The organism is Streptomyces sp. NPDC096324 (assembly GCF_044763015.1).
GTDB lineage: Bacteria > Actinomycetota > Actinomycetes > Streptomycetales > Streptomycetaceae > Streptomyces.
In genome coordinates, this window is record NZ_JBIWFK010000015.1 from 22103 (window position 1) to 45655 (window position 23553).

The window sequence follows — 23553 nt, forward strand, 5'->3', positions numbered from 1 at the left end:
AACCTGTCGTTCCCGTCCGTCGTTCCCGTCCGTCGTTCCCGTCCGTCGTTCCCGTGGCGTCCGCACCGCCGTGAGGCGGACAGGCCTCCGCCTAGCGGTAGTTGAGCTCGGCGAGTTCGGTGGCGAGCTTGCCGGGCAGGGGGGTGTGGCCCATCAGGCGCATGGCGGTGTTGCGCAGCATCCGTACGGCGGGGTTGCGTGTGGTGGCGATGCGGGTCATGCGGTCGGTGAAGGCGACGACGCGTTCGGCGACCGGGCGGCGGCGGGCCTCGTAGCCGTCGAGGGCGTCCGTGGCGAAGGCGGTGCCGAGGGCGTAGCCGTCCTGGATGCCGGTGTTCATGCCCTGGCCGCCGGCGGGGCTGTGCACGTGGGCCGCGTCTCCGGCGAGGAAGAGCCGCCGGGCGCGGTAGTGGTCGGCGACGCGGTGGTGGACGCGGAAGCGGGAGGACCAGGCGACGCCGGTGACCGCGGCCTGGCCGGGGGTTCGCTGGTCCAGGAGCCGCTGCACGAGGGCGAGGTCGGGGTGTTCGGGGGCCTGATCGGTGGTGGCGACGATGCGGTAGTGGCCGCCGGGGAGCGGGGCGACGACCAGGAGGCCGGCGGCGCCGAAGGTCAGGGAGACCTCGGCCGGGCCGGGGGCCCAGTCCATGACGACGTCGGCGAGGACGAACGACTCGGCGTACGAGCTTCCGGTGAAGCCGATGCCGGAGGCTTCGCGCACGGTGCTGTGCATGCCGTCCGCGCCGACCGCGTAGGAGGCGCGCAGGGTCTGCCCGGTGCCGGTGGTGAGGGTCACGCCTTCCTCGTCCTGGACGACGGAGGTGACCTGGTGGGGCCGGTGGACGTCGCCGCCCAGGGCGCGCAGCCGGGCGAGCAGGACCGCCTCGGTCTCGTACTGCGGGACCATGAGCGTGTACGGATGCGGGGTGGGGAGCTGGTCGAAGGGGACGGTGAGCAGCCGGCGGGCGCCGTCGCGGACGGCGAACCGGTCGAGCTTGACGCCCCGTCCGATCAGTTCGCCGGAGGCGCCGAGTTCGTCGAGGACCTCGAGGGTCCGGGCGTGCACCACCGCGGCGCGTGAGGTGTTGGCCCCTTCGTCCTGCTGGTCCAGCAGGACGAAGTCGATGCCGGCGAGCGCCAGGGTCACCGCGAGCGCGAGGCCCGTGGGGCCTGCGCCCACGATCGCGACCTCGGTGCGGTCGGGCAGTGCGGGGGCGGGGCTGTTCACGGCGGGCCTCCGGGTGTCGCGCATCAGGTTGCCAACACGTGTTGGCAAACGCTTGTTGACAGAGTGCACGCACCGGCCCTGGAGAGTCAACAGCTGTTGGCCTACAGTCGTGGGCATGACGCAGGACATCGACCACAGCGCCTCGGGCGCCCGACGATCCGACCGCACCCGGGCGGTGATCCTGGACGCCGCCCGCCGCCGCTTCGCCGCGCACGGCTTCGAACGCACCACCATCCGCGCCGTCGCGGCCGACGCCGGCATCGACCCCTCGATGGTCATGCGCTACTACGGCAACAAGGCCCGTCTCTTCGACGCCGCGCTCGACATCGACCTGGACCTCCCCGACCTGTCCGCCGTACCGGCGGCCGACCGCGCCGAAGCGCTGGTCCGGCACTTCCTCCAGCGCTGGGAGCACGACGAGGCCGGCGATGCCCTGCTGCTCCTCCTGCGCTCCGCCGTCACCAACGAACACGCCGCCGAACGGATGCACGCGATCTTCGCGACCCAGGTCGCACCGGCACTCGCCGGGGCCGCCGGGCCCGAGCAGGCCGCACGGGCCGGGCTGGTCTCGGCCCAGCTCCTCGGCCTCGCCCTGACCCGCTACATCCTGCGCATCCCCACCGTCACCCACCTCTCCCCCGAACAGATCGTCGCCACCCTCGCCCCCGCCGTTCAGGCCACCCTGGAAGGCCCCGCAACCGATCGGACCACGGCCCGGGAGGGATGAACGCGGTCGCGTACGAGCCGGAACTCGGCCAGGAGCAGGCCGGGTGCCGGCCGGACGGTGCCGACACGGGTGAAGCCGAGCCGCTCGTACAGACAGACGGCCGGCCGTCTGTCGGCGCCGGTGCTGACCAGCGCCTTTTCGCCGGGGGCCAGTTGAGCCAACAGGTGGTCCAGCAGCTTCCGTGCCAACCCGCGGCGGAACCATTCCGGGTCGACGCAGACGCGGTCGATGTCGATGCCGTCCTCCCCGGCCAGCCGTCGCCAGGCCACGAACGCGGCGATCCGGCCGTCACGCGTGACCATCCCGAGCCAGCGCAACGGCTGCGCCCGCATCTCTTCCAGGGTCTCGGTGAGGGCCGGTATGCCGTCGAAGCCGATCAGGTCGGCCTCCACCGCGTACGAGCGCCGGCCGACCCGGTGCACTTCGACTGCCGTAGGTGTGTCCGTGACGTCCAGTTCGCGCAGGAAGACGCTTCGGTCGACGGCGCGTGCGGCCCGCCGTTCCGTGTGTGCCGCGAGGGCGGTCAGGAAACGCATCACGGTCGTTCTTTCGGGTCGGCGGTCTTTATATCACCGGCAAGAATGCCCCGCCGAAGGCCATAGGGGCTTGAGTAGCGGCCACTCGTCCGTCCACGGTGTCCGTCGGCGGAGTCGGTGTCAGCGGGTGATGTCCACGAAGACCGACCCTCGTTCCTACCCCACCATTGACATCCTCCCGGGCTTAAGGGCCCGGGATTCCAGTCTGCTCCCACTGCGGCGACGCGGTGGGCAGCTCCTGGCGGGTTCCTGTTTCGCTGCGCTGTGCCGGCACGGGTGCCGGTCTTACCTGCGCTCCACAGGCTGATGCCGCCAGTCCGGCGGCCTTGGCAACGTTGGCCGCCGCGTTGACGTCCCGGTCGAGGACGCTCCCGCACCCCGAGCACGTCCACTCCCGGACGTTCAGCAGTTTGGGACCGTCCTTGACGCCACAGGCGGAGCACACCTGGGAGGTCGGCTCGAACCGGCCGATCTTCACCAGGGTGCGTCCGTACCGGACGGCTTTGTACTCCAGCATGCTCACGAACGCCGACCATCCGGCGTCGTGGACAGACTTGGCCAGGCGCGTACGGGCGAGTCCTTTGACACACAGGTCCTCAACGGCGATCGCTTGGTTCTCGCGGATCAGCCGGGTGGAGAGCCGGTGGTGGAACTCGCGGCGCGCGTCGGCGACCCGCGCGTGAGCACGAGCAACCTTCGCCCTGGCCTTGCCCCGGTTGCTGGAGCCCTTCTGCTTGCGGGACAGGTCCCGCTGCATCTTCTTCAGGCGCTTCTCGGCCCGGCGCAAGAAGCGCGGGTTGTCGATCTTCCGGCCGTCGGAGAGGACGGCGAAGTGCCCGAGACCGAGGTCGATGCCGATCTCCGGTGTCGTCTCGGGCAGTACCTCGCAGACGTCCGTCTCTACGACGAAGCTCGCGAAGTACCTGCCCGCCGCGTCCTTGACCACGGTCACCGTGGACGGCGTGGACGGTAATGCGCGGGACCAGCGCACGGGAACGTCGCCGACCTTCGGCAGTCTCAGCTTCCCGCCCGGCGTGATCCGCCACGAGGCGTTGGCGGTGAAACGGATCGACTGCCGGCTGTCCCGCTTCGATTTGAAACGCGGCGCACCCATCTTCGGGCGCTTGCCCTTCAGGCCATCGAAGAAGTTCCGGTAAGCGGTGTCCAGGTCGCGCAGGGACTGCTGAAGTATCACTGCCGAGACCTCGCCGAGCCAGGCCCGTTCCGGCGTCCTCTTTGCGGCAGTGAGGCGCTTGGACAACTCCGCCGAGGTGACGAACCCCAGCCCGGCCTTGCGGGCCTCCTCGCGCACACGCAGTGCGTCGTTGAAGACGACCCGCGCACACCCGAACGCCCTCGCCAACGCCATGCGCTGACCAGCACTCGGATACACGCGGAACGAGTACCGGAGCTGCATGGCAATCAATCTAACATTGCCCTATGTCGCCACGATGGGAACCAACGGGACTCCTTCTCACCTTTTGCTGGACGCGACGGTCCGGCGCGGAGCATTTTTCCGCCGCCCGCGCCGGGCGGAATTCATTGAAGCGTGAGGCTGCCGGGCGGACGTGAGTAATTTCTGCCTATATTCGGGACAGGACGGCCCGGGCCGGGCCGGGAGAGCGGGCGTCTGGCGGCTCCGGTGCCCGCACAGCCTCTGTCCTGACGTGTTTTCAGCCGGGATTCCGTCCGCTACCGCGGCCCCGGGTCCGCCCGAGGCATGGTCAGGCCGCGCAGCAGCTCCTCCACCGCTTGGAGGAGCGGGTCGCCGTCCCTGCCGGCGGAGCGGACGAGGGCGACCTCGACATCGGGCAGCGCGGGCAGTCCCTCGACCGCGGTGCCCGGCTCCACGTTCGCGGGGAGCAGGGCGGTGACGCCGAGGCCCGCCCGTACCGCGGCCTGCACCCCGCCCATGGCGGTGCTCTCGAAGACGATGCGCCAGCGGCGGCCCGCGCTCTCCAGGGCGTCCAGGACCGGTGCCCGCCAGCGGCACGGCTGGGAGAAGAGGACGAGCGGCAGCGGGTCCTGGTCCCTGTCCAGACCGGGTGCCGCGGACCAGGTCAGCGGCAGGCGGGCCGTCCAGCGGGGTGTCTGGGCCAGGTAGAACGGGTCGCACAGGGCCAGTTGGACGCGTCCCTCGGCGAGGGACTGTTTCATCAGCGGGCCGGGACCGGTGACCAGTTCCAGCGTCGCGTCCGGGTACAGGACACTGAAGTCGCCGAGCGCCTCGACCAGGGACGGCGTGACGAAGTCCTCCATCAGCCCGATGCCGCAGTGTCCGGCCACGTCCGGGCCGGCCGCCGCGACGGCCTGGGCCGAGAGGGACAGAATGCGTTCGGCGTAGGGCAGGAACACCTCTCCGGCCTTGGTCAGCGACACGCCCGTCGTGCCGCGATCCAACAGCCGTCGGCCCACCGTACGTTCGAGCCGGCGCAGCTGGCCGCTGAGCGCGGGCTGGCTGTGGCCCAGGGCCGCGGCGGCACGGCTGATGCTTCCGGACCGTACGGAACTCACAAAAGCACGCAGCAGTGCGGTCTCGAGATCGGGGGCCATAACGGCATGCTATGCCCCCTCTGTTCATGGCGAGGGTTCCGTTCCTTTCGGCCCATCGGTAGCGTCGTCATATGCACTACTTTCATGTCGACGTCTTCAGCGGAACGCCATTCAGCGGGAACAGCCTTACCGTATTTCCCGGCGCGGCAGGTCTGACCGGCTCCCAAATGCAGCGGATCACCGAGGAAATGCGGCACTTCGAATCCATCTTCCTGGAACAGGGGGACGGCCGGGACGACGCGTGGCGGGCCCGGGTCTTCGACCTCGCCGAGGAACTGGATTTCGCCGGGCACCCCGTCATCGGGGCGGCGAGCGTCCTGCACGCCCTGGCGGGCGGCGACCGCAGCCGGACCTGGTCGCTGGAGCTGAAGGCGCGCACCGTCGAGGTGGTCACCGAGCAGCGCGGCCCCGGCCGGTACGCGAGCGTCCTCGACCAGGGCGCTCCGCAGTTCCTCGGGCGGCCCGAGCCGGACGACGTGGCCTCCTGGTTCTCCCTGGAGGAGGCGGACCTCCACACGGAACTGCGGCCCGAGATCGTCTCGACGGGACTGCGGTACCTGATCGTGCCCGTACGTCCCGGAGCACTCGCGCGGGCCCGGATCGCCTCCGACATCGGGCGGCGACTGGCCGGGCTCGGAGCGCAGTTCGCCTATCTCCTGGACGCCGACGATCTGGAAGGGCGGCACTGGAACAACGACGGCGTCGTCGAGGACGTGGCCACCGGCAGCGCCGCCGGATGCGTGGCCGCCTACCTGCGCCGACACGGGCGCCTGGAGGACGGCGAACAGCGCACGCTGCGCCAGGGGCAGTACTGCGGCCGCCCCAGCGAGATGACGATCAGCGCCCACGGCGGGACGGAGCACATCACGTCGGTACGGGTCGGCGGAGAGGTCGCCGTCGTCGCCCGCGGGCGCCTCGAAGGGCTCCCCCAGTGACGCGCGGGCCCGCGTACTTCGGCCCGCAGGAGATCCGCGCCGCGGTCGGCTACCCCGACGTCCTGGAACCCGTCGCCGCCGCGCTGCGCGACTACAGCCGCGGCCTCGGCGACTCCCCCGCCGCGGTGTTCGCGCCGGCCGGCCGTGAGGGCGATGTGCACGTGAAGTCGGCGTGGCTGCCGGGGCGGCGGATCTTCACCGTCAAGGTCGCCTCCTGGTTCCTGGAACGCGCCCGCCGCGGCGGGACGCCCGGCAGCGGGGTCATCGCGGTGTTCGACGCCGAGACGGGAGATCTCCGGGCTCTCCTGGAGGACGAACACCACCTCTCCGACGTCCGGACGGCCGCGGCCGGTGCTCTCGCCGCCCGGACCATGGCACGGCGCGACTCCCACGTCCTCGGGGTCATCGGCAGCGGCACCCAGGCCTACCTCCAGACCCTCGCCATCGCCGATGAACTCCCGCTGCGTGACGTACGCGTGTGGGGCCGGCACGCGTCCCGGGTGGAGGACCTCGCCCGGGCGCTGCACGCCAGGCGCCCCGGTCTGCGGGTCGTCGCCGTGGACGGTCCGCGGGCCGCGTGCGAGGGCGCCGACGTCCTGGTGACGGCGACCTCCAGCACCGAACCCCTGGTGCACGCGGCCTGGTTGACGCCCGGAACACACGTCAACGCCGTGGGCGCCGACGATCCGACGAAGGCGGAACTGAGTCCCGAAGCCCTGACGCGGGCGGACCGGATCGTGGTCGACAGCCGCGAACTGACCGCGACACACGGCGACTTGTCGCGACTCCCGACGACGGACCGCCGACACCACGCGGAACTCGGCGAGGTCCTCGCGGGCACGGCGCCCGGACGCGCCGGCGACGACCAGATCACCATCTGCAAACTCGTCGGCCTCGGCGTCCAGGACCTGGCGGCCGCCGAGGTCGTCCTCGACCGGCTGTCCGGGCCTCGCACCCCCGAGGGGACCACTCCCGCTCCCGCGCACGCGCGGGAGGTGCACCACCGGCCGGGCGCCTGAGGGAACGCCACCGGCACGCGGGCGGCAACGGCTCATACGCCGGAGTTCGGCGTGGCCCTGATGGTCGGCGTAGGCGTGGTCGGCCTGCTGCACCTGCTGACGGGCGAGTGACCACAGGGCCCTGGGCCCCAGCCGGGGACAGATCCGCCATCCGCGGCAGGGACCCAGGGCGCGCAGGCCTGCCGCGGCCGTCAGTGGTCGTTGACGAAGCTCACGTAGTACGAGCCGTTACCGCCCTCGCCCTCGAAGTTGAGGCCGATACGCATTCCCTCGTCCGGGTTGTACTGGATGCCGTCACTGGCCCGGCGGGTGGCGCAACTGCCCTTGCCGCCGCGGGCCGTGACCTTGTAGCCCGAGCGGTTTTGGGTGACGTCGTCGACGGTCACCCAGGCCGAGTGGCCGTTCGTAGAGGTGTCGCACACCGAGATGATGTCCCCGTGTTCCTCCACGTAGACCCTGACACCCCTGCCGGAGTACGTGTGGTCCCAGCCGCTGCTGGGCGTTTCGACGGCGCCGGCGGACGGCGCGGTGACCGTGGTCAGCCCGGTCAGGGCGGCGGCACAGAGCAGGGTGGCGGCGGTGCGGCGGCCGAGACGGGCGCGCTTGGCGACGGTGGAGCGTGCGGTGATGTGAGACATGAGCCTTCTCGGATCGGTGGCATGATGAAGTGATCACTCTATGAGCTGCACAACGTCGATAGCCACGAAGGAAGCTGACTCTGCCTCAGCAGGCCCGGCCCGCGAGACGGCGCGGCCGGGAGCCAGGTCCCCGAAGCGCCCCAAGGCCGACCCTTGCCTTTCTGAGCGACCGGCACAGGCAACACCCATGCTCCACCTGCGAATCCAAGGCGTCTCGTGCGGTAGCTCTCTCGACACATAAGCGTAACCATCGCTACCGCCAACCACGGTTCCATTCCCCGAGGCCGGTACCGACGTAGGCCCGGAGGCTGGGTGCCTCCGGGCCGGCGGGTCGGCCGGCGGTGCGGTTGAGGTGGCTGGCGAGGGCAACTGCGCCCGCGTGCACCAGGCCGGTCCGGATCTCCCCGGTCTGCGTGTCCTCGGCAGCCCAGCCGCCGCGAAGCTTGATGGTGCGGTAGCTAGCGATTGGTGTCCATGGGGTCCTCCTCGGTCGGGGCCGCTGTCCTGACGGGCGGCGGGTGGCCTGGCCGACGGCGCTGACGGGCCGCACCCTCGCGGACGGCATGCGCGGCGGTTCGGTGGGAGTGATTCCTTTCGCGCACATCCAGGAGTACGTCGACGACATCGTCACGGTGTCGGAGAGCGAGATCCGGGAGGCCGTGGCCGTCCTGGCGCGCGAGAGCCGTGTCGTAGCGGAGCCCTCGGGCGCCGTGACGACCGCGGCCTTCCTCCACCACCAAGACGATCTGCCTCCCGGCGCGCTGCACGTCGCCGTCGTCAGCGGCGGCAACGTCGACCCAGACCTCCTGTCCCGCCTGCTCGCCCGGTTCGGCCCATCTCACTGACAGGGCCGTGGCGCCGGGGTCGGCGGTCGGCACCGGACGTGCGGGCCTCTAGTCGCGCCCGGCCGCGGCCGGGCGCACCGCGCTGAGCGAGTACAGGACGGGCAGGTAGGTGTCGCTGAAGGGGAACCAGTACAGGCCGTCCGGCCCCTGGGGCAGGATGTGGCGTCCGTCGGTCTCGGTCTCGGTGTGTTCGCCGAGCCGTTCCACGACCAGCCCCGCCGAGGCGGCCGCCGTCACGATCTCGCCGACCGAGTACGGGTGCTGCGTCGCGGCCTGCGGCTCGAGCGGGGCGTCGCCGTGGGCGTACGTGCCCGTCATCGCGTCGTGCTGCGGTGCGCCACCGCCGTAGGGCCAGTCGGCCACGAAGGGGTCGAAGGTGAGCACCGTCTGGAAGACGGGGTGGAGGTCGACGAGCACGAGCCAGCCGCCCGGCCGCAGCGCTCTCGCCGCGCCACCCATCCACGCGTCCAGGTCCGCAACCCAGGGCAGAACTCCGTAGGTCGCGACGACCAGGTCGAACCTCCCGGTCAGGGCATCCGGCAGACGCTGGGAGTCGGCTTCGACGAACTCCGCGGACAGACCGGCGCGCCGGGCCAGCTCCCGTGCCCGCGCGATCGCCTTGGGCGAGAAGTCCACGCCGGTCACGCGCGCGCCCAAGCGTGCCCAGTTCAGCATGATCTAGCGCGGAAACCCCGGGCGTTCACGCCCGGGAGGAAGCGCTTCTTGACACTGCTCTGACGTGCACGGGTGCACGGGTCTGCACTGTTGGCCTCAGCTGGAACGCTTCTGGTTCTCGATGTACTCCTTGATGACGGCGAGGGGCGCGCCTCCGCATGAGGCTGCGAAGTGGGACGGCGACCAGAAGTGCTCACCCCACAGGTACTTGCGTGGCCGGGGAACTCCTGCCGCAGGCGCCGGGCAGAGACGCCCTTGAGGGAGCCTACGAGTCAGGAGATGGCGACCTTGGGGGGTAGTGCACGAGCAGGTGGACGTGATCGCGTTCGCCGTTGAACTCTCGCAGCTCCGCGCCGAAGTCGGTGCACACGTCGCGCATGACCTCTTCGCAGCGCCGAAGGATCTCGTCGGTGAACGGTCCGCGCCGGTACTTGGGGGTGAAGACCAAGTGTGCGTGCAGGGTGTAGACGACGCTACGACCCCTACGGATATCGGAGTTCGACTCCCAGCGCGGTCACATAGGGTATTGCTACGATCACGCCTGTGAAGATCGTGGCGCAGGTCAAGCTCATGCCGGACGCCGCGCAGGCCTCCGCGCTTGAGCGCACCCTGAAAATGGTCAACGACGCCGCGAACTGGGTGTCGGAGGTAGCGTTCGAGCACGGCGTGCCGCGTGAGTACGAGCTGCGCAAGCACACCTACGCCGAACTCAAAACCCGTGGGCTGGGAGCGCAGGCCGCGCAACACGTCATCAAGAAGGTGCGCGACTCGTACACCACGCTGGGGGCCAACATCCGGGCCGGCAACCTCGGCAAGGACGGTTCCAGGCGTCGCCGCAAGGCCGAGTCCAAGCCGATCACGTTCCGGCCCCAGGCCGCGCATCCGTATGACGACCGGTGTTTGAGCTGGCAATACGACCAGCGGACCGTGTCCATCTGGACCGTGGACGGCCGAATCAAGAACATCCGCTTCGCCTGCTCCGCCGACGTGCTCAAGATGCTCCAGACGCACCGGCAGGGCGAATCCGACCTGATCCAGCGCGACGGCGTGTTCTACCTCGTCGCCACCTGCGACGTGCCTGAGGCCGAGCAGTACGAGCCGGACGGCTTCATAGGCGTGGACCTTGGTATCGAGAACATCGCCACCGCCTCCACCGGCTACCTCGCCGCCGGGCGGGGGCTCAACCGGTACCGCAAGCGACAGCTCGCTCTGCGGGCCAAGCTCCAGAAGAAGCGCACCAAGTCTGCCAAGCGGCGGCTCAAGGCCCGTGCCCGCAAAGAGGCGCGGCACGCCGCCAACCAGAACCACATCATCTCCAAGACGATCGTGACCGAGGCTGAACGCACCGGACGCGGACTGTCCCTCGAAGAACTCAAGGGCATCCGCAACCGGGTACGGCTCCGCAAGCCCCAACGGGTCGCACTCCACTCCTGGGCCTTCGCCCAGCTCGCAGACTTCCTCGTCTACAAGGCCAAGCGGGCCGGTGTGCCCCTGGTCTTCATCGATCCCGCGTACACGTCACAGACGTGCGCCCAGTGCGGCCACGTCGACAGACGCAACCGCGTCGACCAGGGGCTTTTCATCTGCCGGGGGTGCGGGATCGTTGCCCACGCCGACCGGAATGCTTCCCACAACATCGCCACCCGTGGCGAGAGCGTGTGGAGTGCGGGGCGTGAGTCACGCGTCCCTGCCACCCCCTAACGGGGTGTCTCGACGGAGGAGTCCACCCCAGCAGCCAGTTGGGCACTACCTCCAAGCCCGGTGCTTCAGCGCCGGGTCAAGTTGACGGTGTCCATCCCGAAGTGGCACTGGAGGTGGAGGAGGTCCTTGCCGGCCACGTCGCCCGCGAGTTCCCGCTCGATCCCGCGCAGTGTCTGCCCGCCGACGAGAAAGGACTCCACGTCGTACGACCGGTCGCCGGGGGCCGTTCCGTGGAACTCGGCGAGGTTGTCCCACAGGGCTTGGTTGGCCACGAGCCCGTCCCCCTCCGCCGCGCCGTCCTCGCGGACCTGGGCGCCGTCGGAATTCTCGTCAGCAGTCATGGAGACCTCCCTTTTTCGGTTACGGTGCACGGTTCGAAAGCGGCGGACACCGCTCGGGTTTCTCCGGTGCGGAGTTCTCATGTATTCGTCTCGGCCTTCTCGTCTCCTCAGGCGGTGACAGCCAGAACGATCTTCCCGGTCGTTCGTCCCTGCTCGCCCAGGCGGTGGGCGTCGGCCACCCGTTCCAGCGGAAGGACCGTGTCGACGTGGACGTCGAGCAGGCCGTCCCCGGCGAGGGAGGCCAGGGACTCCAGATCGGCGCGGTCGGGTTCCACGAGCATGAAGTCGGCCCGCAGACCGTTCTCCACGGCCCACTGGACCGCGTCCGCGTCGGCGCCGTTGAGTGCCACGATCCGGCCCTCGGGCGTCAGGGTGCCCGCCAGTTCCTCGATCTGCCCCGCGACTGTGGCGAGGAGGACGTCCATGTCCGCGGCCTGTGAACTCACGTCCGTGGTCCGGTAGTCGATGACCTCGTCCGCCCCGAGTGCCCTGACGAAGTCGTGTTTGGCGGCGCTCGCGGTGCCGATCACGTACGCGCCGCGGGCCTTGGCGATCTGAACGGCCAGGTGTCCCACGCCGCCGGCCGCGGCGGGGATGAGAACGCGCCGGCCGGCGGCGATCCGGGCCACGGTGACAAGGGCCTGCCAGGCGGTGAGGCCCGCGAGGGGCAGTCCGGCGGCCTGCGCATGGCTCAGGCGGGACGGCTTGAGGGCGAGGTGCCTGGAGGGAGCGGTCACATAGTCCGCGTACGCGCCCGCTTCCGCGGGGAAGCGGGGCATGCCGAACACCTGGTCCCCCGCCCTGAAGCGGGTCACGCCCGCTCCCACGGCCGTCACCACCCCCGAGACGTCCCAGCCGACCGAGAAGGGCGGATCCCCCAGGCCTCCGGCGGTACGCATCTTCCAGTCGACGGGGTTCACCCCGGCGGCCTTCACCTCGACCAGCACCTCTGTGGGGCCCGGTTCCGGCACCTCCGCGTCAACGACCTCCAGGACGTCCGGGCCGCCGAGTCTGTTCTGCATCACTTTGCGCATCATCAAATTTCCTTCAAAATCCTTGGGACCGCCACGTTTCCCGCCGGGAGGCTGGAAGGCCGCGCCAGCACAGGGCCGTTCGCCGGGCATGGTCCGCTTGTCGGCCGACCGGTCTCAGTGCCGGTTCCGCGGCCTGGGCGACCAGGCCTTGCCCCTGCCGGCGGGGCGGGAGGTGGCGCCGGCCCGGGTGAGGAGTCCTTCCACGTCGGTGACGGAGTGGCCGGTGAGTGCGGCGTACTCGAGCGAGGTTCCGGTCCCGAGCCGGTCGGTGGCTTCGTCGAGGGAGGAGACGGCGGTCCGGCGGGTCGCGCCCGACACGGTGAGGAAGGTGTTCTCCAGGCGCTCCGGCTGGATCCAGCCGTGCAGGACGACGCGGCCGTCGGGGCCTTCCAGGATCAGGGTCGGGAAGCCGCGGGCGCCGAGTTCGTGGGTGCGGACCAGGTCGCGTTCGAACTCTGATTCGGCCTCGCCGTTGTCGATCAGACGGCGGTACGACGCCACGTCCAGGCCGAGTTCCACGACCAGCCTCTCCAGGAGTTCGGGGGCGGCGATGTTGCGGCCGTCCAGGAAGAGTTCCTCACGCAGGCGGCGCAGGTAGGTCTCCTCGTGTTCGGGGGCCAGCAGGCGGACGGCGGCGAGCGCGATGCTCGGCGGGTACGAGGAGTCGATGGGGTCGCTGTGCCAGACGGAGGAGTTGATGGGCTGGCCGGAGATCTCGGCGAACTCGTCCCAGTGGTGGGCGACGTCCTCGGGGCGGCGGATGCCGTTGCCCTCGTCGTGGAAGCCCTGCCAGCCGCGCAGGAGTCCGCCGTAGACATGGCGGACGTCGATGAGGTCGCGGTAGCGCTCCGTGAGGGACCGCCAGGCGGGTTCGAGGATCCAGCAGGCCGAGCAGATCGGGTCGGTCACGTAGGTGATGCGCGTGAGGCCCGTCCCGGGACCGGGACGGTCGGCGGCCGCGCCGGGAAGGGCCGCGCTGTCGCCGGGCAGGGCGCAGACACCCGAATCGGGATCGCACACACCTGCGGCGAGGGACTGGTCTGTCTGGCTCATGGTGTCTCCAAGGACGTGTTCGGGCTTGTCGCCGGGGAGGCGGGGACCTGGGCCGTGGCTTGGGCCGGGGGTCGGGTCGGGGCGTGGTGATGGAGGGGGCGGGTGGGTCAGTTTTCGGGGAGGAAGACCTTCTCCATGCCGTCCTGGAGGCCCTTGACGAAGGTCTCGTCGTCGTGCGAGACGGGGCCCTCGGGGTTGAACAGGGCTTCGCCGTGGAGCGGGAGGGTGTCCCACGTGGCGGCCAGCGCGCGGGCCCGGTCCTCGCCGAACAGGTGGGTGACCAGGGCGATGGTGCTGGGGTGGACGGTGGCGGCGCCGCCGGCCGTGAAGATCTTCGCGTCGGGCAGCAGCGACCAGGCGCGGCGGGGCTCGGCGACGTCGGCGCCGAGTTCCCTCAGGCGCCGGCCCAGGACGGCCGCGGCCTGGAAGCGGGTGCCGTCGAGGATCCCGGAGCGGAAGACGACGCCGACTCCGGCGCAGTTGGCGGCGACCCAGCGGCCCTCCTCGTGGTGGGCGCGGATGAAGTCGAGGATCTGCGGGTCGCGGGAGGCGGCGCCGCCGCCGATGCCGCCGGGGATGTAGAGGAGGTCGTAGCGGTCCTGGGGCGAGACCTTCTCGGTCTGCAGCTGGGCGCCCATGTGGGTGGTCACGGTGCCTCCCTCGAAGCTGCCGAGGGTGACCTCCAGGGTCTCCCCCTGCCCGCTGAGGTCGTAGGCGAGGGCCTTGAACAGTTCCCAGGGGGCGAGGAGGTCCTGCTCGCCGGCGTTGGGGAAGGCGAGGAAGAGAACCTTCTTGATGTCGCTCACGGTGTGCTCCTTGTACGGGCTGGTTCGGGTGAGTCACCCCGTTCAACATGCTCATGGTTCATGACTATTCCAGTTGGAAGGAAAAAGTTTTGGAGGATGGTGCCGGCCGTGCCCGCGGAGGCCGGACCGCGCGCCATGAGCCGGCTTCTGCGGCCGCTCCGGCGGGCGTTCAGGCCCGTCGGGACGCGGCCGCGCGGAGTGCGAAAGAGGCACCGCGTCCACCGGATCGTCTGCCCGGTGGATGCGGTGCCGCGGCGCCGGCGTCCCCACGCCGTGCCGCGTATCCGGGGCGCCGCCCGCTCCGGGCGGCGTGCCGAGCCGGCTCGCCGACCGAGCCAAGAACTCGGTGAAGTCTCAGTGGCCGGAGCCCGTCCCGGATCGGTATCCGTTACTCAAGGGCGGGCAGAGGTGGAATGCCCGCGGTCCCGGGCGTCCTGCCGCGCGGTCGCCGTGCGCCCCCGCAACACCTCCCGCACCTGCCCGCATGCGGGCACACCGCCAGGGAGAACCGGCCCGCACAGGAAGAACTCTGCTGCGTCGCCTGCGGCCACACCACGCACGCCGACACAGTCGCAGCCACCAACGGCCTACCGTCCGGGCTGGTCCGTCACCACGCCGACACGGCACAGCGAGAAGCCCCGTTCCGCAGGACGGGGAGGAGTCACGGTTCCTTCCTTCCGGGGGCCGGAGTCGTCCGAGGCCGCCGTCGCCGGCGTCCGGCCGCCCGACGGCTCTCGGGCACGGTGCGTCAGTAGCCGGTGCCGCGCTTGACCTGGGTCCGCTCGGTCCCGTGGGTCGCGCCCTTGGCGTCCAGGGTGCGGCACGCGTCGGCGATGTCCTGGCCCAGGCGGTCGATCTGCTCGCGGCTCATGGTCTCCTTGACCAGGGCGCGCATGATCTTCACCCGCTCCGCGTCGGGCGGGAGCGTGTACGCCGGCACCATCCAGCCCCGCTCGGCGGAGAGCTGCCAGGCGATGTCGGACTCGTCGTAGGCGTGCTCACCGGCGAGGCGGAAGGCGACCAGCGGCAGTTGTTCGAGGTCGCTGCCGATCACTTCGAAGCGGCCGCTGTCGCGCAGGTTGTCCGCCAGCGCGCGGGCGTTCTCCTGCATCATCTTCATGACGTAGGTGTAGCCCTGCCGGCCGAGGCGTACGAAGTTGTAGTACTGCGCGAGCACCATCGACGCGCCGGTGGAGAAGTTCAGGGTGAACGTCGCGTCGGTCTTGCCCAGGTAGTTCTCGTAGAAGACGAGGTCCTTGGCCAGGTCGGACTCCTCACGGAAGACCAGCCAGCCGATGCCGGGGTAGACCAGGCCGTACTTGTGTCCCGAGACGTTGATGGACCGGACCTGTTCGAGCCGGAAGTCCCATTTCGAGTCCGGGTAGAGGAAGGGCCACACGAAGGCGCCGCTGGCGCCGTCGACGTGGATCGGGATGTCGAGGTCCCGCTTCTTGCGGACGTCCCGCAGGAGTTCGTCGATCCCGACGACGTCGTCCTTGTGGCCGGTGAACGTGGTGCCGAGGACGGCGACGACACCGATCGTGTTCTCGTCGAGGCGGGGTTCCACGTCCTGCGGGCCGATCGTGTACTTGCCCTCGGCGAGCGGGACGATCCGCGGCTCGACGTCGAAGTAGCGGCAGAACTTCTCCCATACGACGTGGACGTCTCCCCCGAAGATCAGGTTGGGCCGGTCGGTGGACAGGCCGGCCGCCTGGCGGCGCTCGCGCCACTTCCACTTCAGCGACAGCGCGCCGAGCATGATCGCCTCGGACGAGCCCTGGGTCCGGCAGCCGGCCGTTTTGCCCGGCGCATGGAAGAGGTCGGCGAGCATGCGCACGCAACGCTGCTCGATCTCTGCGGAGATGGGGTACTCCGCGTGGTCGATGAAATTGCGGTGGAGGTTCTCGGCGATCAGCCGTTGCGCCTCCGGTTCCATCCAGGTGGTGACGAACGTGGCGAGGTTGCGCTGCGGGTCGCCCTCCATGGCGAGATCCACGTCCACGAGCCTCATCGCGTCCGTCGCCGACATGCCTTCCTCGGGGAAGGTCTCCGCGGGGGCGGGCTTGGTCAGGAACCGGTTGCCGAAAAGATCCGAATCGTCACGTTTAGTCATAAAATGATTCAAGCAGCGCCGAAGCCCGCTACGGGCGAGAGACACACCCAGAGGGCCACACCCGAAGGAGGGCGACGGCCCTCGCGGTCAGTCGTCGATCGCCCGGTAGACGGCGGTCCAGAAGTCGTTCCACATCGGCAGTCTCTGGTCCCCCGCGTGGGCCCGCTGCATGACGAAGATCGCCGTCATGTCCTCGGCGGGATCGTTGTACCAGGCGGTGCCGTACAGGCCCGGCCATCCGTAGCTCCCGACCGAGGGGCCCAGGTGCGTACGGCGGGTGCGCACCGACATCCCGAAACCCCAGCCCATCGTGTCGAAGTACCCCGGCCAGAACCCGGAGACCGCCTTCTGCGCCGGTGTCAGGTGGTCGCTCGTCATCAGCGTGACCGACGGCCGCGAGAGCACCCGCTCGCCGTGACGGCGGCCGCCCGCGAGCAGAGCCGAGGCGAAGGCGAGGTAGTCCTCGGCGGTCGACACGAGCCCGCCGCCGCCTCCTTCGAACACCGGCGGCCGGCTCCACCGCCCGTCGGGGCCGTCCTCGACCACCCGCTCACCGCCGGGGCCGTCGTCGCGCTCGTACGCCGTCGCCAGTCGGCCGATGCTCTCGCCGCCCACGCTGAAGGCGGTGTCCTTCATGCCGAGCGGACCGCAGATCCGCTCGCGCAAGGCGTCCCCGAACGACATGCCCGTCGCCCGGGCGACGAGCACGCCGGTCACGTCGGCGGCGGTGTCGTACATCCAGCGCTCACCCGGGTGATGGACGAGCGGGAGCGCGCCGAGCCGGCGCACCCATTCGTCCGCCGGCGGCCTGCCGAGTGCGTCCAGCGCGTCCGCGATCGGGACCGTTCCCGGTTCGGCGGGGACCATGCCGGTGCCGAGGGTGTAGGTCAGCAGATCCCGCAGCGTGATCGGGCGTTCCGCCGCAACGGTGTCGTCCAGTGGTCCGTCGGGATCGGCGAGCACGGTCATGTCCGCGAGCTCCGGGAGGAGGTCGTCGACCGGGTCGTCGAGGCGCAGGGTGCGGTCCTCGACGAGCGTCATGGCACACGCGGCGACGACCGGTTTCGTCATCGAGGCCATGCGGCAGATCGTGTCGCCCGCCATCGGCGTCCTCGAGCCCGCGCCCTCGAACGCGAGCGTGCCCGTCGCCTCGATGTGCACCTGGCCGTGCCGGGCGAGGACGACCACCATCCCGGGGACGAAGCCGGCGTCGACGTGACGCTCGGCCAGCTCCCGCACCCGGACCAGCCGTTTCGACGAGAAGCCACCGGCAGTCATCCGTCTCCTCCTCGGCCTCGGCCCCGTCGGCAACGTACACGTCGCGCCCCGGCCTCCGCTCCCGGAGACAAGGGGCCGCGCCGCTTCGTCCGCGGCTTACTTGCTGACGGCGAAGCGCATCAGGGCGTGCTCGTCCCCCTGCTTGATCTTCCCCGTCGTATTGATCACTTCGAGCTTCCAGCCGGTGTCGACCCGCAGCGCCTTCGCCACGGCGCAGCCGTTGTCCTGGCTGAGCAGGCTGGGCCAGATGTCGGCGACCTGCTGCGAACTCCCGCCGGTCGCGTCGTACACCTTGAAACTGATGTTGCGCGCCTTCTCGAAGGCGCTGCCCTTCTTGTACGCGGCGGCGACGAACACGATCGACGTGATGTGGGGCGGGATCCCGGCGAACTCGACGGTCACCGTCTCGTCGTCGCCGCTCCCGTGCCCGGTCTGGTTGTCGCCGCTGTGGACCAACGAGCCGTTGCCCATGGGGTCGAGGGAGTCGAGACCGGCGAGGCGCACCGGTTCGCGGCCCTGCATGGCGATGGCGATCAGGTCCAGGTCGGTGCCCGACTTGCGTCGCAGCTTGCCCAGCACCCCGCCGCTGCTGCCGGCCGTGGGGTCCCAGGACACACCGATGGACAGATGGGTCACTCCGGCCAGGTCCGCGGGGCCGTCTTCCTTGGTCAGCGTGATCATGTCTGGGCCGTTCCTCTCGATCAGGGGTACAACAGGCAGAGTTTGCCCGGACCCTGGTTGGTTCCATAGATGCGGGGTCTTCTTCGCCGGCTTCGGCGGTGAGCGCCGTGCCGTCAGTGGGGTGTGCGGGGTCGTCAGTGGGGTGTGCGGGGTCGCCCGGGGTTTCGGCGTCGCCGGCGTGGTGTCCTCTCGGACGGTGAGGCCGTCCAGGCGGCTCGCCCGTGGCCGTATTCGATCGGTGCGTGACCCGAGGCGAACGGTTCTTTCCGGAGGCATATTCGGCTGGGTGTGCTGCTCTCAGCCTTGCGCGGGCCATGTCATGCCCCTTATAACCGTCCGTGCAGGCATCGGTGGGGATGGCCGGAAATGGCAGATGCCGTCGGCCAGGGGGATCCTCAGCTCCGCCGGGATCAGCAGCAGCGTCCGCCGACCCACGGAGACCCGAGGACATGACCGACAACGCCTTTCGCGATGCCATGACCCGCCTCGCCGTCGACCCGGCCTTCAGGGCCGAACTCGACGGTGACACCGAGGAGGTGGCCCGAAGACTGGGTCTGACACCCGCGCAGGTCGGCGAGCTCCGCGCCCTGCGCGTCGAGTCCGGCACCGTCGGAGGGCCGGCCGCACTCGATCCGCGCCTGTCCAAGTCGTCCCTGTTCTTCGGCAGCGCGGCACACGCACTGGCACACCATGACGCTCCGGATGTCCCCACCGACCATGTGGCGGGGGATTCTGCCTCCGTCGACCACACGCCTGACCAGCCTTTCCCCGTTGCCGGCCACGAGAGCGCCGGCGGCTTCGACGTCTCCGCCACCGGCGCCCAGAGCCTGCTAGGCGGAGGGCTGGGCCAGGGAGCGCCGGCCGATGTGGGCGGCGGATTCGGTGAGTTCGGGGACGGCGGCCTCGGTGGCGGTGACGGCTTCGGTGACGGCGGCCTTGGTGGCGGCGACTTCGGCGGCTTCGGTGACGGTGGTGCCGGATCCGGTGGTGGCTTCGGAGACGGCGGGTTCGGGGACGGCGGCCTTGGTGGCGGTGGTGACTTCGGCGGGTTCGGGGACGGCGGCCTTGGTGGCGGTGGTGACTTCGGCGGCTTCGGTGGCGGCGGGACCGATGGCGGCTTCGGCGGCGGGTTCGGTGACGGCGGCTTGGGCGGCGGCGGTGCCGACGGCGGGTTCGGTGGCCTCGGTGACGGCGGCTTCGGCGGCGGGGACAGCGGCGGCGGTGGCGGCGACGGTGGCTTCGGCGGTGCCGGGTCAGGTGGCGGGTTCGGTGATCTCGGGGGTCACGGCGGTGGCTTCGGTGGCGAAGGCGGCGGCGGGCACTTCGGGCACGGCGGCATCTACGACCGCGGCGAGGACGGCGGTGGCGGCGGGGACAGCGGTGGTGGCGAGGGCGGCGGCGGAGACAGCGGCGGCGGTGGCGGCGGCGGCGGTGGCGGCGGCGGCGGCGACCAGGAGAACACCGGACGACGTCCCGGCGGCGGCGAGGGCGGCGGGAGCGGCGGCGGCGAGGGCGGAGGCGGAGGCGGAGAGGGTGGCGGAGGCGGCGGTGAAGGCGGCGGCGGAACCGGTGACGGTGGCTCCGGCCACGGCGGTTCCGGCGGCGGTGACGGTGGTGGCGGCGAAGAAGGTGGCGGGCACGGTCACGACGGCGGCTCCGGTGGCGGCGGTGAAGGCGGCAGCGGCGGTGGCGGTGGCGGTGGCGGTGATCAGGAGAACACCGGACGCCGGCCCGGCGGGGGCGGTGAGCCCGGTGGCGGTGACGGCAGCGGTGGCGGGGGTGGTGACCAGGAGAACACCGGGCGCCGGCCCGGCGGCGGTGAGCCCGGTGGGGGCGACGGCGGGGGTGGCGAAGGCGGCGGCGGTGGCCGTGCGGGCGTTCTCGGCGGTGCCGAGCGCGTGCGCGGTGGTGTGAGCACCCCCGGCCTCGACGGCGTCTCCACCCACCTCTCCCCCGCCGCGCCCGACACCGACGGCGGCTTCTCCGGCGGAACGTCTCTCAGCGGCTCCGGCGCGGGCTGAACCGGCGCATGCTCTGCCACGCCTGCCGCGTCCACGTGCGGCGCGACTTCCCGTACTGCCTGCGCTGCGGCACCCTGCGCCGCGGCGCGGCACCGACGTCGTACGCCGCGCCGCACCTGCGCGGCCTCGACGACCCCGCCCTGCTCGTCCCGCTCACCGGCCCGGTCACCACGCTGGGCCGGGGCGCGGACAGCGACGTCGTCCTGGCCGACGCCAGTGTGTCGCGCCGCCACGCCCGGATCGTCCGTACGGAGTCGGGCTTCCGGATCGAGGACCTGGACTCGTTCAACGGCACGGCCGTCGCGGGCGTCGACCTGCACGGCGGCGCGGCCCACCTCGCCGACGGCACCGAGTTGTCCGTGGGCGACGTACGCCTGGTGTTCGAGCAGCCCCGCGAGGCCCACATCGGCCAGCGCACCCAGGTCGTCGGCACCCAGCTCACCCAACTCCCCACCGCTACGCAGGAGGAGGCGGCGCCGGAGGCGAACGGCCCGCTCACCGCGCGCCCGCGCCGCCGCTCCGGCTGGGCGCTCAAGCAGGTGCCCGCCGACCGCGGCGAGGCCCGCTGGGTGCTGAACAACACCCGCACCGGCAGGTATCTGGAACTGGACGAGCGCGAGGTCTTCCTCTGGAACGCCGTCGACGGCGAGAACACCGTACGGGACCTGCTGTTCGCCTACGCCGACCGCTACGGCGAACTCGCCCTCCCGCGCATCGAGTCGGCGCTCGCCGCGTTCGCGGGCGCGGGACTGCTGCGCGGGCTGCCGGGCCGCCCCGAGGAGGCGGAGCGGACGGGCTGGCGGCGGGCGGGGCACGCCGTGTACCGGGCGCTGCTGAGGCTGGAGATCTCCGTCCCCGGCCTCGACCGGGTCGTCACCCGCCTCTACCAGGCTTTCGGGTGGCGGCTGTTCACCCGGACCGGGGTGACGCTGGTCTGGGTGTCGGTGGCCGGCGGGGCGGCCGCGTTCTTCGTCGCCCAGGGCCGGCAGCATCTGCTGGACTTCGGCGGGGCGGGTGTCTGGGGCCCGGTGCTCCTGGCCGCCGGATACGTGTCCGCCCTGGTCGTCCACGAGTTGACGCACGCGCTGGCCGTGGCGTCGTACGGCCGCAAGGTCCGGCGCGGCGGGTTCCTGCTCATGATGGGCATGCCGTTCGCGTTCGTGGACACGAGCGACATGTGGTTCGGCTCCCGCTGGTCACGCGTGGTCGTCGCGCTGTCCGGGCCGCTGTCGACGGCGGCGCTGGCCGGCTGGTGCGCGGCCGGCGCGGCCTTCCTGCCCGCCGGGGCGGCCTCGGCCGTCCTCTTCCACCTGGCCTTCGGCCTCTACCTGAACACGCTCTACAACTTCAACCCCCTGATGCCGCTGGACGGTTACCAGGCCCTGACCGACGCGCTGCGGGTACCGCGGCTGCGCGAGGAGGCGAGCGCGTACTTCCGCACGGGCCTGTGGCGGGACCTGCGCGCGGGCAGCCGGCCCGGCCCGCGGCAGGCGGGCATGGCCGCGTACGGCCTCGCGGTCGTCGTCGGCACGTACGGCTTCCTCGTCCTGGCCCTGCTGGCCTGGCGTTCCCGGATCGGCGACCTGCTGGAGGGGTGGCTGTCCCCGGCGTGGACCGGGGTCGTCGAGGCCGTCGTGGTCGCCCTGGTGGCCTTCCCGGTGTGGTCCGCGCCGGTGCGGTGGCTGGCCCGGCGGGTGCGGCGCCGGCGTGACGCGCGGGGGGCGGCACCGGCCCCGGCGATGGGCGCGGCCGTGGAGGGGACCGCGTGAGCAGGGATCGTATGAGTGGGGACGTCGGCGGGCCCGGATCGTGGGCCGTGTCCGGTTACGAAGAGGTGCGCACGCTCGGCGAGGGGGCCGGCGGGCGGGTCGTCCTGGCCCGGCACACCGCGACGGGGGTGCCGGTGGCGGTCAAGTACCTCGGTGAACACCTGCGCGGCGACCGGGAGTTCCTGGCCCGCTTCCGCGCGGAGGCCCGGCTGCTGGGCGAGTTGCGGCACCCGTGCGTGGTGCGGCTGTACGAGTACGTCGAGGCGCGCGGCGGGGCGGCGATCGTGATGGAGGCGGTGGACGGCGTCAGCCTGCGCCAACTGCTGCGCCGGCACGGGGTGACCGGCCCCGAGGCTGCCCTAGTGCTACTCAAGGGCTCACTGCTGGGCCTCGGCGCGGCCCACGCGGCCGGGGTGGTCCACCGCGACTACAAACCGGAGAACGTGCTGGTCCGCGCCGACGGCACGAGCGCGCTCGCCGACTTCGGGATCGCCGTACGCACCGGGCGCGAGACCGAGGCTGCCGGCACGCCCGCCTACATGGCGCCCGAGCAGTGGCAGGGCGAACCGGCGGGACCGGCCGGCGACGTGTACGCGGCGGCGGCGGTGTTCCACGAGTGTCTGACCGGGCGCCGCCCGTTCACCGGCGACGACGTGGCCGCGCTGCGTCTGCAGCACCTGCGGGCCCCCATCCCGCTGGAGGACGTGCCCGCTCCCGTACGGGGGCTGCTGCGCCGGGGGTTGGCCAAGGATCCGGCGCGACGGCCGGACATCGAGGCCTTCCTGGCCGATCTGGAGCGCTCCGCCGTCGAGGGGTACGGCGCCGGCTGGGAGGAGCGTGGACGCCGCAGGCTCGCCGAACTCACCGCGCTGCTGGCCCTGTTGTTCCCGTTCACCGCGACGGCGACGCTCGAAGCTCCGGCTCAGGCCCTGACACTGCTGGGGCGGGTGAAGCGGAACGGGTGGAAGGCCGCCGTGGGGGCGGCCGCGCTGGCGTTCGTGGCGGGCGGGGTGACGTCCGTGGCGGCCCGTCCGCACGACACCTCGACGACGGTGGCCAGTTCGGTGCCCTCGGACATCAACTCGCCGACCCCGTCTGTCTCTTCGCCATCCGTGTCCGCGACCGGCGCCTCCCCCACGGCCGACACCACCCCGACCACCACCCCCTCGGGCAGCCCGGCACTCTCCCCCACCCCCACGGTGAGCGCCGCCCCGCCGGCGGACTCCCCCACGCCGGCGACCGCGAGCCCGGCCGCGCCCACGCCCGGCACGGTCACGATCACCATCGGCTCCTGGCAGCGGGGGCAGAGCCCCGGCTCGCTGGTCGCCGCCGTCACCGTCGACACGACCGGCACCGGGCCCGTGACCGTCACGGCCGACTACTACGTGGACACGCCCGCCGACCCCTACGGCAACCAGACCCGGGTGCTGTCCGGCAGCACGCACTACCCCGTGACCTTCGTGGCCGACTTCGCCAACCACCCGTGCCGGGGCACCTGGACGGTCACGCTCACCAGCACTCCGGCGGCCGCGAACGGACCGCAGACGGCCACCTTGGACGCGCCGCCGTGCTGAGCGCCGTACCGGGCGAGGACGCCGTA

21 protein-coding genes and 1 pseudogene are annotated in these 23553 nt (G+C 71.3%); 7 read left to right on the top strand and 15 right to left on the bottom strand.

The window, feature by feature from the left end; genetic code table 11:
* Positions 1–91: 91 nt before the first annotated feature.
* Positions 92–1228 carry an FAD-dependent oxidoreductase gene (locus ACIQ7M_RS33155; protein WP_403651174.1) on the bottom strand — a complete coding sequence of 379 codons (1137 nt, stop codon included), beginning with the start codon at positions 1226–1228 and terminating at the stop codon, positions 92–94.
* A gap of 115 nt (positions 1229–1343) precedes the next feature.
* On the opposite strand from ACIQ7M_RS33155, the gene ACIQ7M_RS33160 reads away from it, so the two are divergent.
* Positions 1344–1955 carry a TetR family transcriptional regulator gene (locus ACIQ7M_RS33160; protein WP_403651176.1) on the top strand — a complete coding sequence of 204 codons (612 nt, stop codon included), beginning with the start codon at positions 1344–1346 and terminating at the stop codon, positions 1953–1955.
* Here the strand turns inward: ACIQ7M_RS33160 and ACIQ7M_RS33165 are convergent.
* The 3 genes from ACIQ7M_RS33165 to ACIQ7M_RS33175 form a co-directional block, all read right to left on the bottom strand.
* Positions 1901–2491 (bottom strand): GNAT family N-acetyltransferase, encoded by a 591-nt coding sequence (locus tag ACIQ7M_RS33165; protein WP_403651178.1) that lies wholly within the window; start codon positions 2489–2491, stop codon positions 1901–1903. The two genes, ACIQ7M_RS33160 and ACIQ7M_RS33165, sit on opposite strands and share 55 nt — an antisense overlap.
* A 184-nt stretch (positions 2492–2675) precedes the next feature.
* Complete coding sequence (locus ACIQ7M_RS33170; protein ID WP_403651180.1) at positions 2676–3908, bottom strand: RNA-guided endonuclease InsQ/TnpB family protein; 1233 nt, start codon at positions 3906–3908, stop codon at positions 2676–2678.
* 275 nt (positions 3909–4183) lie between these two features.
* Positions 4184–5044 carry a LysR family transcriptional regulator gene (locus tag ACIQ7M_RS33175; protein WP_403651182.1) on the bottom strand — a complete coding sequence of 287 codons (861 nt, stop codon included), beginning with the start codon at positions 5042–5044 and terminating at the stop codon, positions 4184–4186.
* A gap of 71 nt (positions 5045–5115) precedes the next feature.
* Between ACIQ7M_RS33175 and ACIQ7M_RS33180 the strand changes: the two genes are divergently transcribed.
* Both ACIQ7M_RS33180 and ACIQ7M_RS33185 read left to right on the top strand, forming a co-directional pair.
* Positions 5116–5979: a PhzF family phenazine biosynthesis protein gene (locus ACIQ7M_RS33180; RefSeq protein ID WP_403651184.1), complete on the top strand. Its 864-nt coding sequence runs from the start codon at positions 5116–5118 to the stop codon at positions 5977–5979.
* The gene (locus ACIQ7M_RS33185; protein ID WP_403651186.1) at positions 5976–6998 is read left to right on the top strand and encodes an ornithine cyclodeaminase family protein; all 1023 of its coding nucleotides are present in this window, start codon (positions 5976–5978) and stop codon (positions 6996–6998) included. Before ACIQ7M_RS33180 ends, ACIQ7M_RS33185 begins: the two co-directional genes overlap by 4 nt.
* Positions 6999–7189: 191 nt before the next feature.
* Here the strand turns inward: ACIQ7M_RS33185 and ACIQ7M_RS33190 are convergent, their stop codons facing one another.
* Entirely contained in the window at positions 7190–7636 is a 447-nt protein-coding gene (locus tag ACIQ7M_RS33190; protein WP_403651188.1) for a hypothetical protein, read from the bottom strand.
* 518 nt (positions 7637–8154) lie between these two features.
* On the opposite strand from ACIQ7M_RS33190, the gene ACIQ7M_RS33195 reads away from it, so the two are divergent.
* The gene (locus ACIQ7M_RS33195) at positions 8155–8481 is read left to right on the top strand and encodes a pyridoxal-phosphate dependent enzyme (RefSeq protein ID WP_403651190.1); all 327 of its coding nucleotides are present in this window, start codon (positions 8155–8157) and stop codon (positions 8479–8481) included.
* 48 nt (positions 8482–8529) lie between these two features.
* Here ACIQ7M_RS33195 and ACIQ7M_RS33200 read toward each other — a convergent pair whose 3' ends face one another.
* Both ACIQ7M_RS33200 and tnpA read right to left on the bottom strand, forming a co-directional pair.
* Entirely contained in the window at positions 8530–9138 is a 609-nt protein-coding gene (locus tag ACIQ7M_RS33200; RefSeq protein ID WP_403651192.1) for a class I SAM-dependent methyltransferase, read from the bottom strand.
* 114 nt (positions 9139–9252) lie between these two features.
* A pseudogene (gene tnpA / locus ACIQ7M_RS33205) lies at positions 9253–9646 on the bottom strand (IS200/IS605 family transposase).
* An 80-nt stretch (positions 9647–9726) separates the two neighbouring features.
* Here tnpA and ACIQ7M_RS33210 point away from each other — a divergent pair.
* Positions 9727–10857: an RNA-guided endonuclease InsQ/TnpB family protein gene (locus ACIQ7M_RS33210; protein WP_403651399.1), complete on the top strand. Its 1131-nt coding sequence runs from the start codon at positions 9727–9729 to the stop codon at positions 10855–10857.
* 65 nt (positions 10858–10922) lie between these two features.
* On the opposite strand, the gene ACIQ7M_RS33215 is transcribed toward ACIQ7M_RS33210, so the two are convergent.
* The 8 genes from ACIQ7M_RS33215 to ACIQ7M_RS33250 all read right to left on the bottom strand — a co-directional run bounded on the left by ACIQ7M_RS33215 (position 10923) and on the right by ACIQ7M_RS33250 (position 20109).
* Complete coding sequence (locus ACIQ7M_RS33215; protein ID WP_403651194.1) at positions 10923–11198, bottom strand: hypothetical protein; 276 nt, start codon at positions 11196–11198, stop codon at positions 10923–10925.
* 107 nt (positions 11199–11305) lie between these two features.
* A complete protein-coding gene (locus ACIQ7M_RS33220) occupies positions 11306–12232 on the bottom strand; it encodes an NADP-dependent oxidoreductase (protein ID WP_403651401.1) in 927 nt (308 codons plus the stop codon).
* A 114-nt stretch (positions 12233–12346) separates the two neighbouring features.
* Complete coding sequence (locus ACIQ7M_RS33225; protein ID WP_403651196.1) at positions 12347–13285, bottom strand: DsbA family protein; 939 nt, start codon at positions 13283–13285, stop codon at positions 12347–12349.
* 107 nt (positions 13286–13392) lie between these two features.
* A complete protein-coding gene (locus ACIQ7M_RS33230) occupies positions 13393–14091 on the bottom strand; it encodes a DJ-1/PfpI family protein (RefSeq protein ID WP_403651198.1) in 699 nt (232 codons plus the stop codon).
* Between the two features lie 748 nt (positions 14092–14839).
* Positions 14840–16204: a glutamate decarboxylase gene (locus tag ACIQ7M_RS33235; protein WP_403651200.1), complete on the bottom strand. Its 1365-nt coding sequence runs from the start codon at positions 16202–16204 to the stop codon at positions 14840–14842.
* An 87-nt stretch (positions 16205–16291) separates the two neighbouring features.
* Entirely contained in the window at positions 16292–17482 is a 1191-nt protein-coding gene (locus ACIQ7M_RS33240) for a serine hydrolase domain-containing protein (RefSeq protein ID WP_403651202.1), read from the bottom strand.
* Positions 17483–17578: 96 nt separating this feature from the next.
* On the bottom strand, positions 17579–18163 hold the full coding sequence (locus ACIQ7M_RS33245) for a TerD family protein (RefSeq protein ID WP_403651204.1): 585 nt from the start codon (positions 18161–18163) through the stop codon (positions 17579–17581).
* 1253 nt (positions 18164–19416) lie between these two features.
* A complete protein-coding gene (locus tag ACIQ7M_RS33250; RefSeq protein WP_403651206.1) occupies positions 19417–20109 on the bottom strand; it encodes a hypothetical protein in 693 nt (230 codons plus the stop codon).
* 83 nt (positions 20110–20192) lie between these two features.
* Between ACIQ7M_RS33250 and ACIQ7M_RS33255 the strand changes: the two genes are divergently transcribed.
* Positions 20193–21953 carry an FHA domain-containing protein gene (locus ACIQ7M_RS33255; protein WP_403651208.1) on the top strand — a complete coding sequence of 587 codons (1761 nt, stop codon included), beginning with the start codon at positions 20193–20195 and terminating at the stop codon, positions 21951–21953.
* Positions 21954–21964: 11 nt separating this feature from the next.
* Positions 21965–23527 carry a serine/threonine-protein kinase gene (locus ACIQ7M_RS33260; protein WP_403651210.1) on the top strand — a complete coding sequence of 521 codons (1563 nt, stop codon included), beginning with the start codon at positions 21965–21967 and terminating at the stop codon, positions 23525–23527.
* The last annotated feature ends 26 nt before the right edge of the window (positions 23528–23553 follow it).

Coding starts and splice junctions, on each gene's coding strand:
- ACIQ7M_RS33160 (WP_403651176.1), top strand. CDS start 1,344: ATGACGCAGGACATCGACCACAGCGCCTCGGGCGCCCGACGATCCGAC.
- ACIQ7M_RS33165 (WP_403651178.1), bottom strand. CDS start 2,491: ATGCGTTTCCTGACCGCCCTCGCGGCACACACGGAACGGCGGGCCGCA.
- ACIQ7M_RS33170 (WP_403651180.1), bottom strand. CDS start 3,908: ATGCAGCTCCGGTACTCGTTCCGCGTGTATCCGAGTGCTGGTCAGCGC.
- ACIQ7M_RS33175 (WP_403651182.1), bottom strand. CDS start 5,044: ATGGCCCCCGATCTCGAGACCGCACTGCTGCGTGCTTTTGTGAGTTCC.
- ACIQ7M_RS33180 (WP_403651184.1), top strand. CDS start 5,116: ATGCACTACTTTCATGTCGACGTCTTCAGCGGAACGCCATTCAGCGGG.
- ACIQ7M_RS33190 (WP_403651188.1), bottom strand. CDS start 7,636: ATGTCTCACATCACCGCACGCTCCACCGTCGCCAAGCGCGCCCGTCTC.
- ACIQ7M_RS33210 (WP_403651399.1), top strand. CDS start 9,727: ATGCCGGACGCCGCGCAGGCCTCCGCGCTTGAGCGCACCCTGAAAATG.
- ACIQ7M_RS33215 (WP_403651194.1), bottom strand. CDS start 11,198: ATGACTGCTGACGAGAATTCCGACGGCGCCCAGGTCCGCGAGGACGGC.
- ACIQ7M_RS33220 (WP_403651401.1), bottom strand. CDS start 12,232: ATGCGCAAAGTGATGCAGAACAGACTCGGCGGCCCGGACGTCCTGGAG.
- ACIQ7M_RS33225 (WP_403651196.1), bottom strand. CDS start 13,285: ATGAGCCAGACAGACCAGTCCCTCGCCGCAGGTGTGTGCGATCCCGAT.
- ACIQ7M_RS33235 (WP_403651200.1), bottom strand. CDS start 16,204: ATGACTAAACGTGACGATTCGGATCTTTTCGGCAACCGGTTCCTGACC.
- ACIQ7M_RS33240 (WP_403651202.1), bottom strand. CDS start 17,482: ATGACTGCCGGTGGCTTCTCGTCGAAACGGCTGGTCCGGGTGCGGGAG.
- ACIQ7M_RS33245 (WP_403651204.1), bottom strand. CDS start 18,163: ATGATCACGCTGACCAAGGAAGACGGCCCCGCGGACCTGGCCGGAGTG.
- ACIQ7M_RS33255 (WP_403651208.1), top strand. CDS start 20,193: ATGCTCTGCCACGCCTGCCGCGTCCACGTGCGGCGCGACTTCCCGTAC.
- ACIQ7M_RS33260 (WP_403651210.1), top strand. CDS start 21,965: ATGAGTGGGGACGTCGGCGGGCCCGGATCGTGGGCCGTGTCCGGTTAC.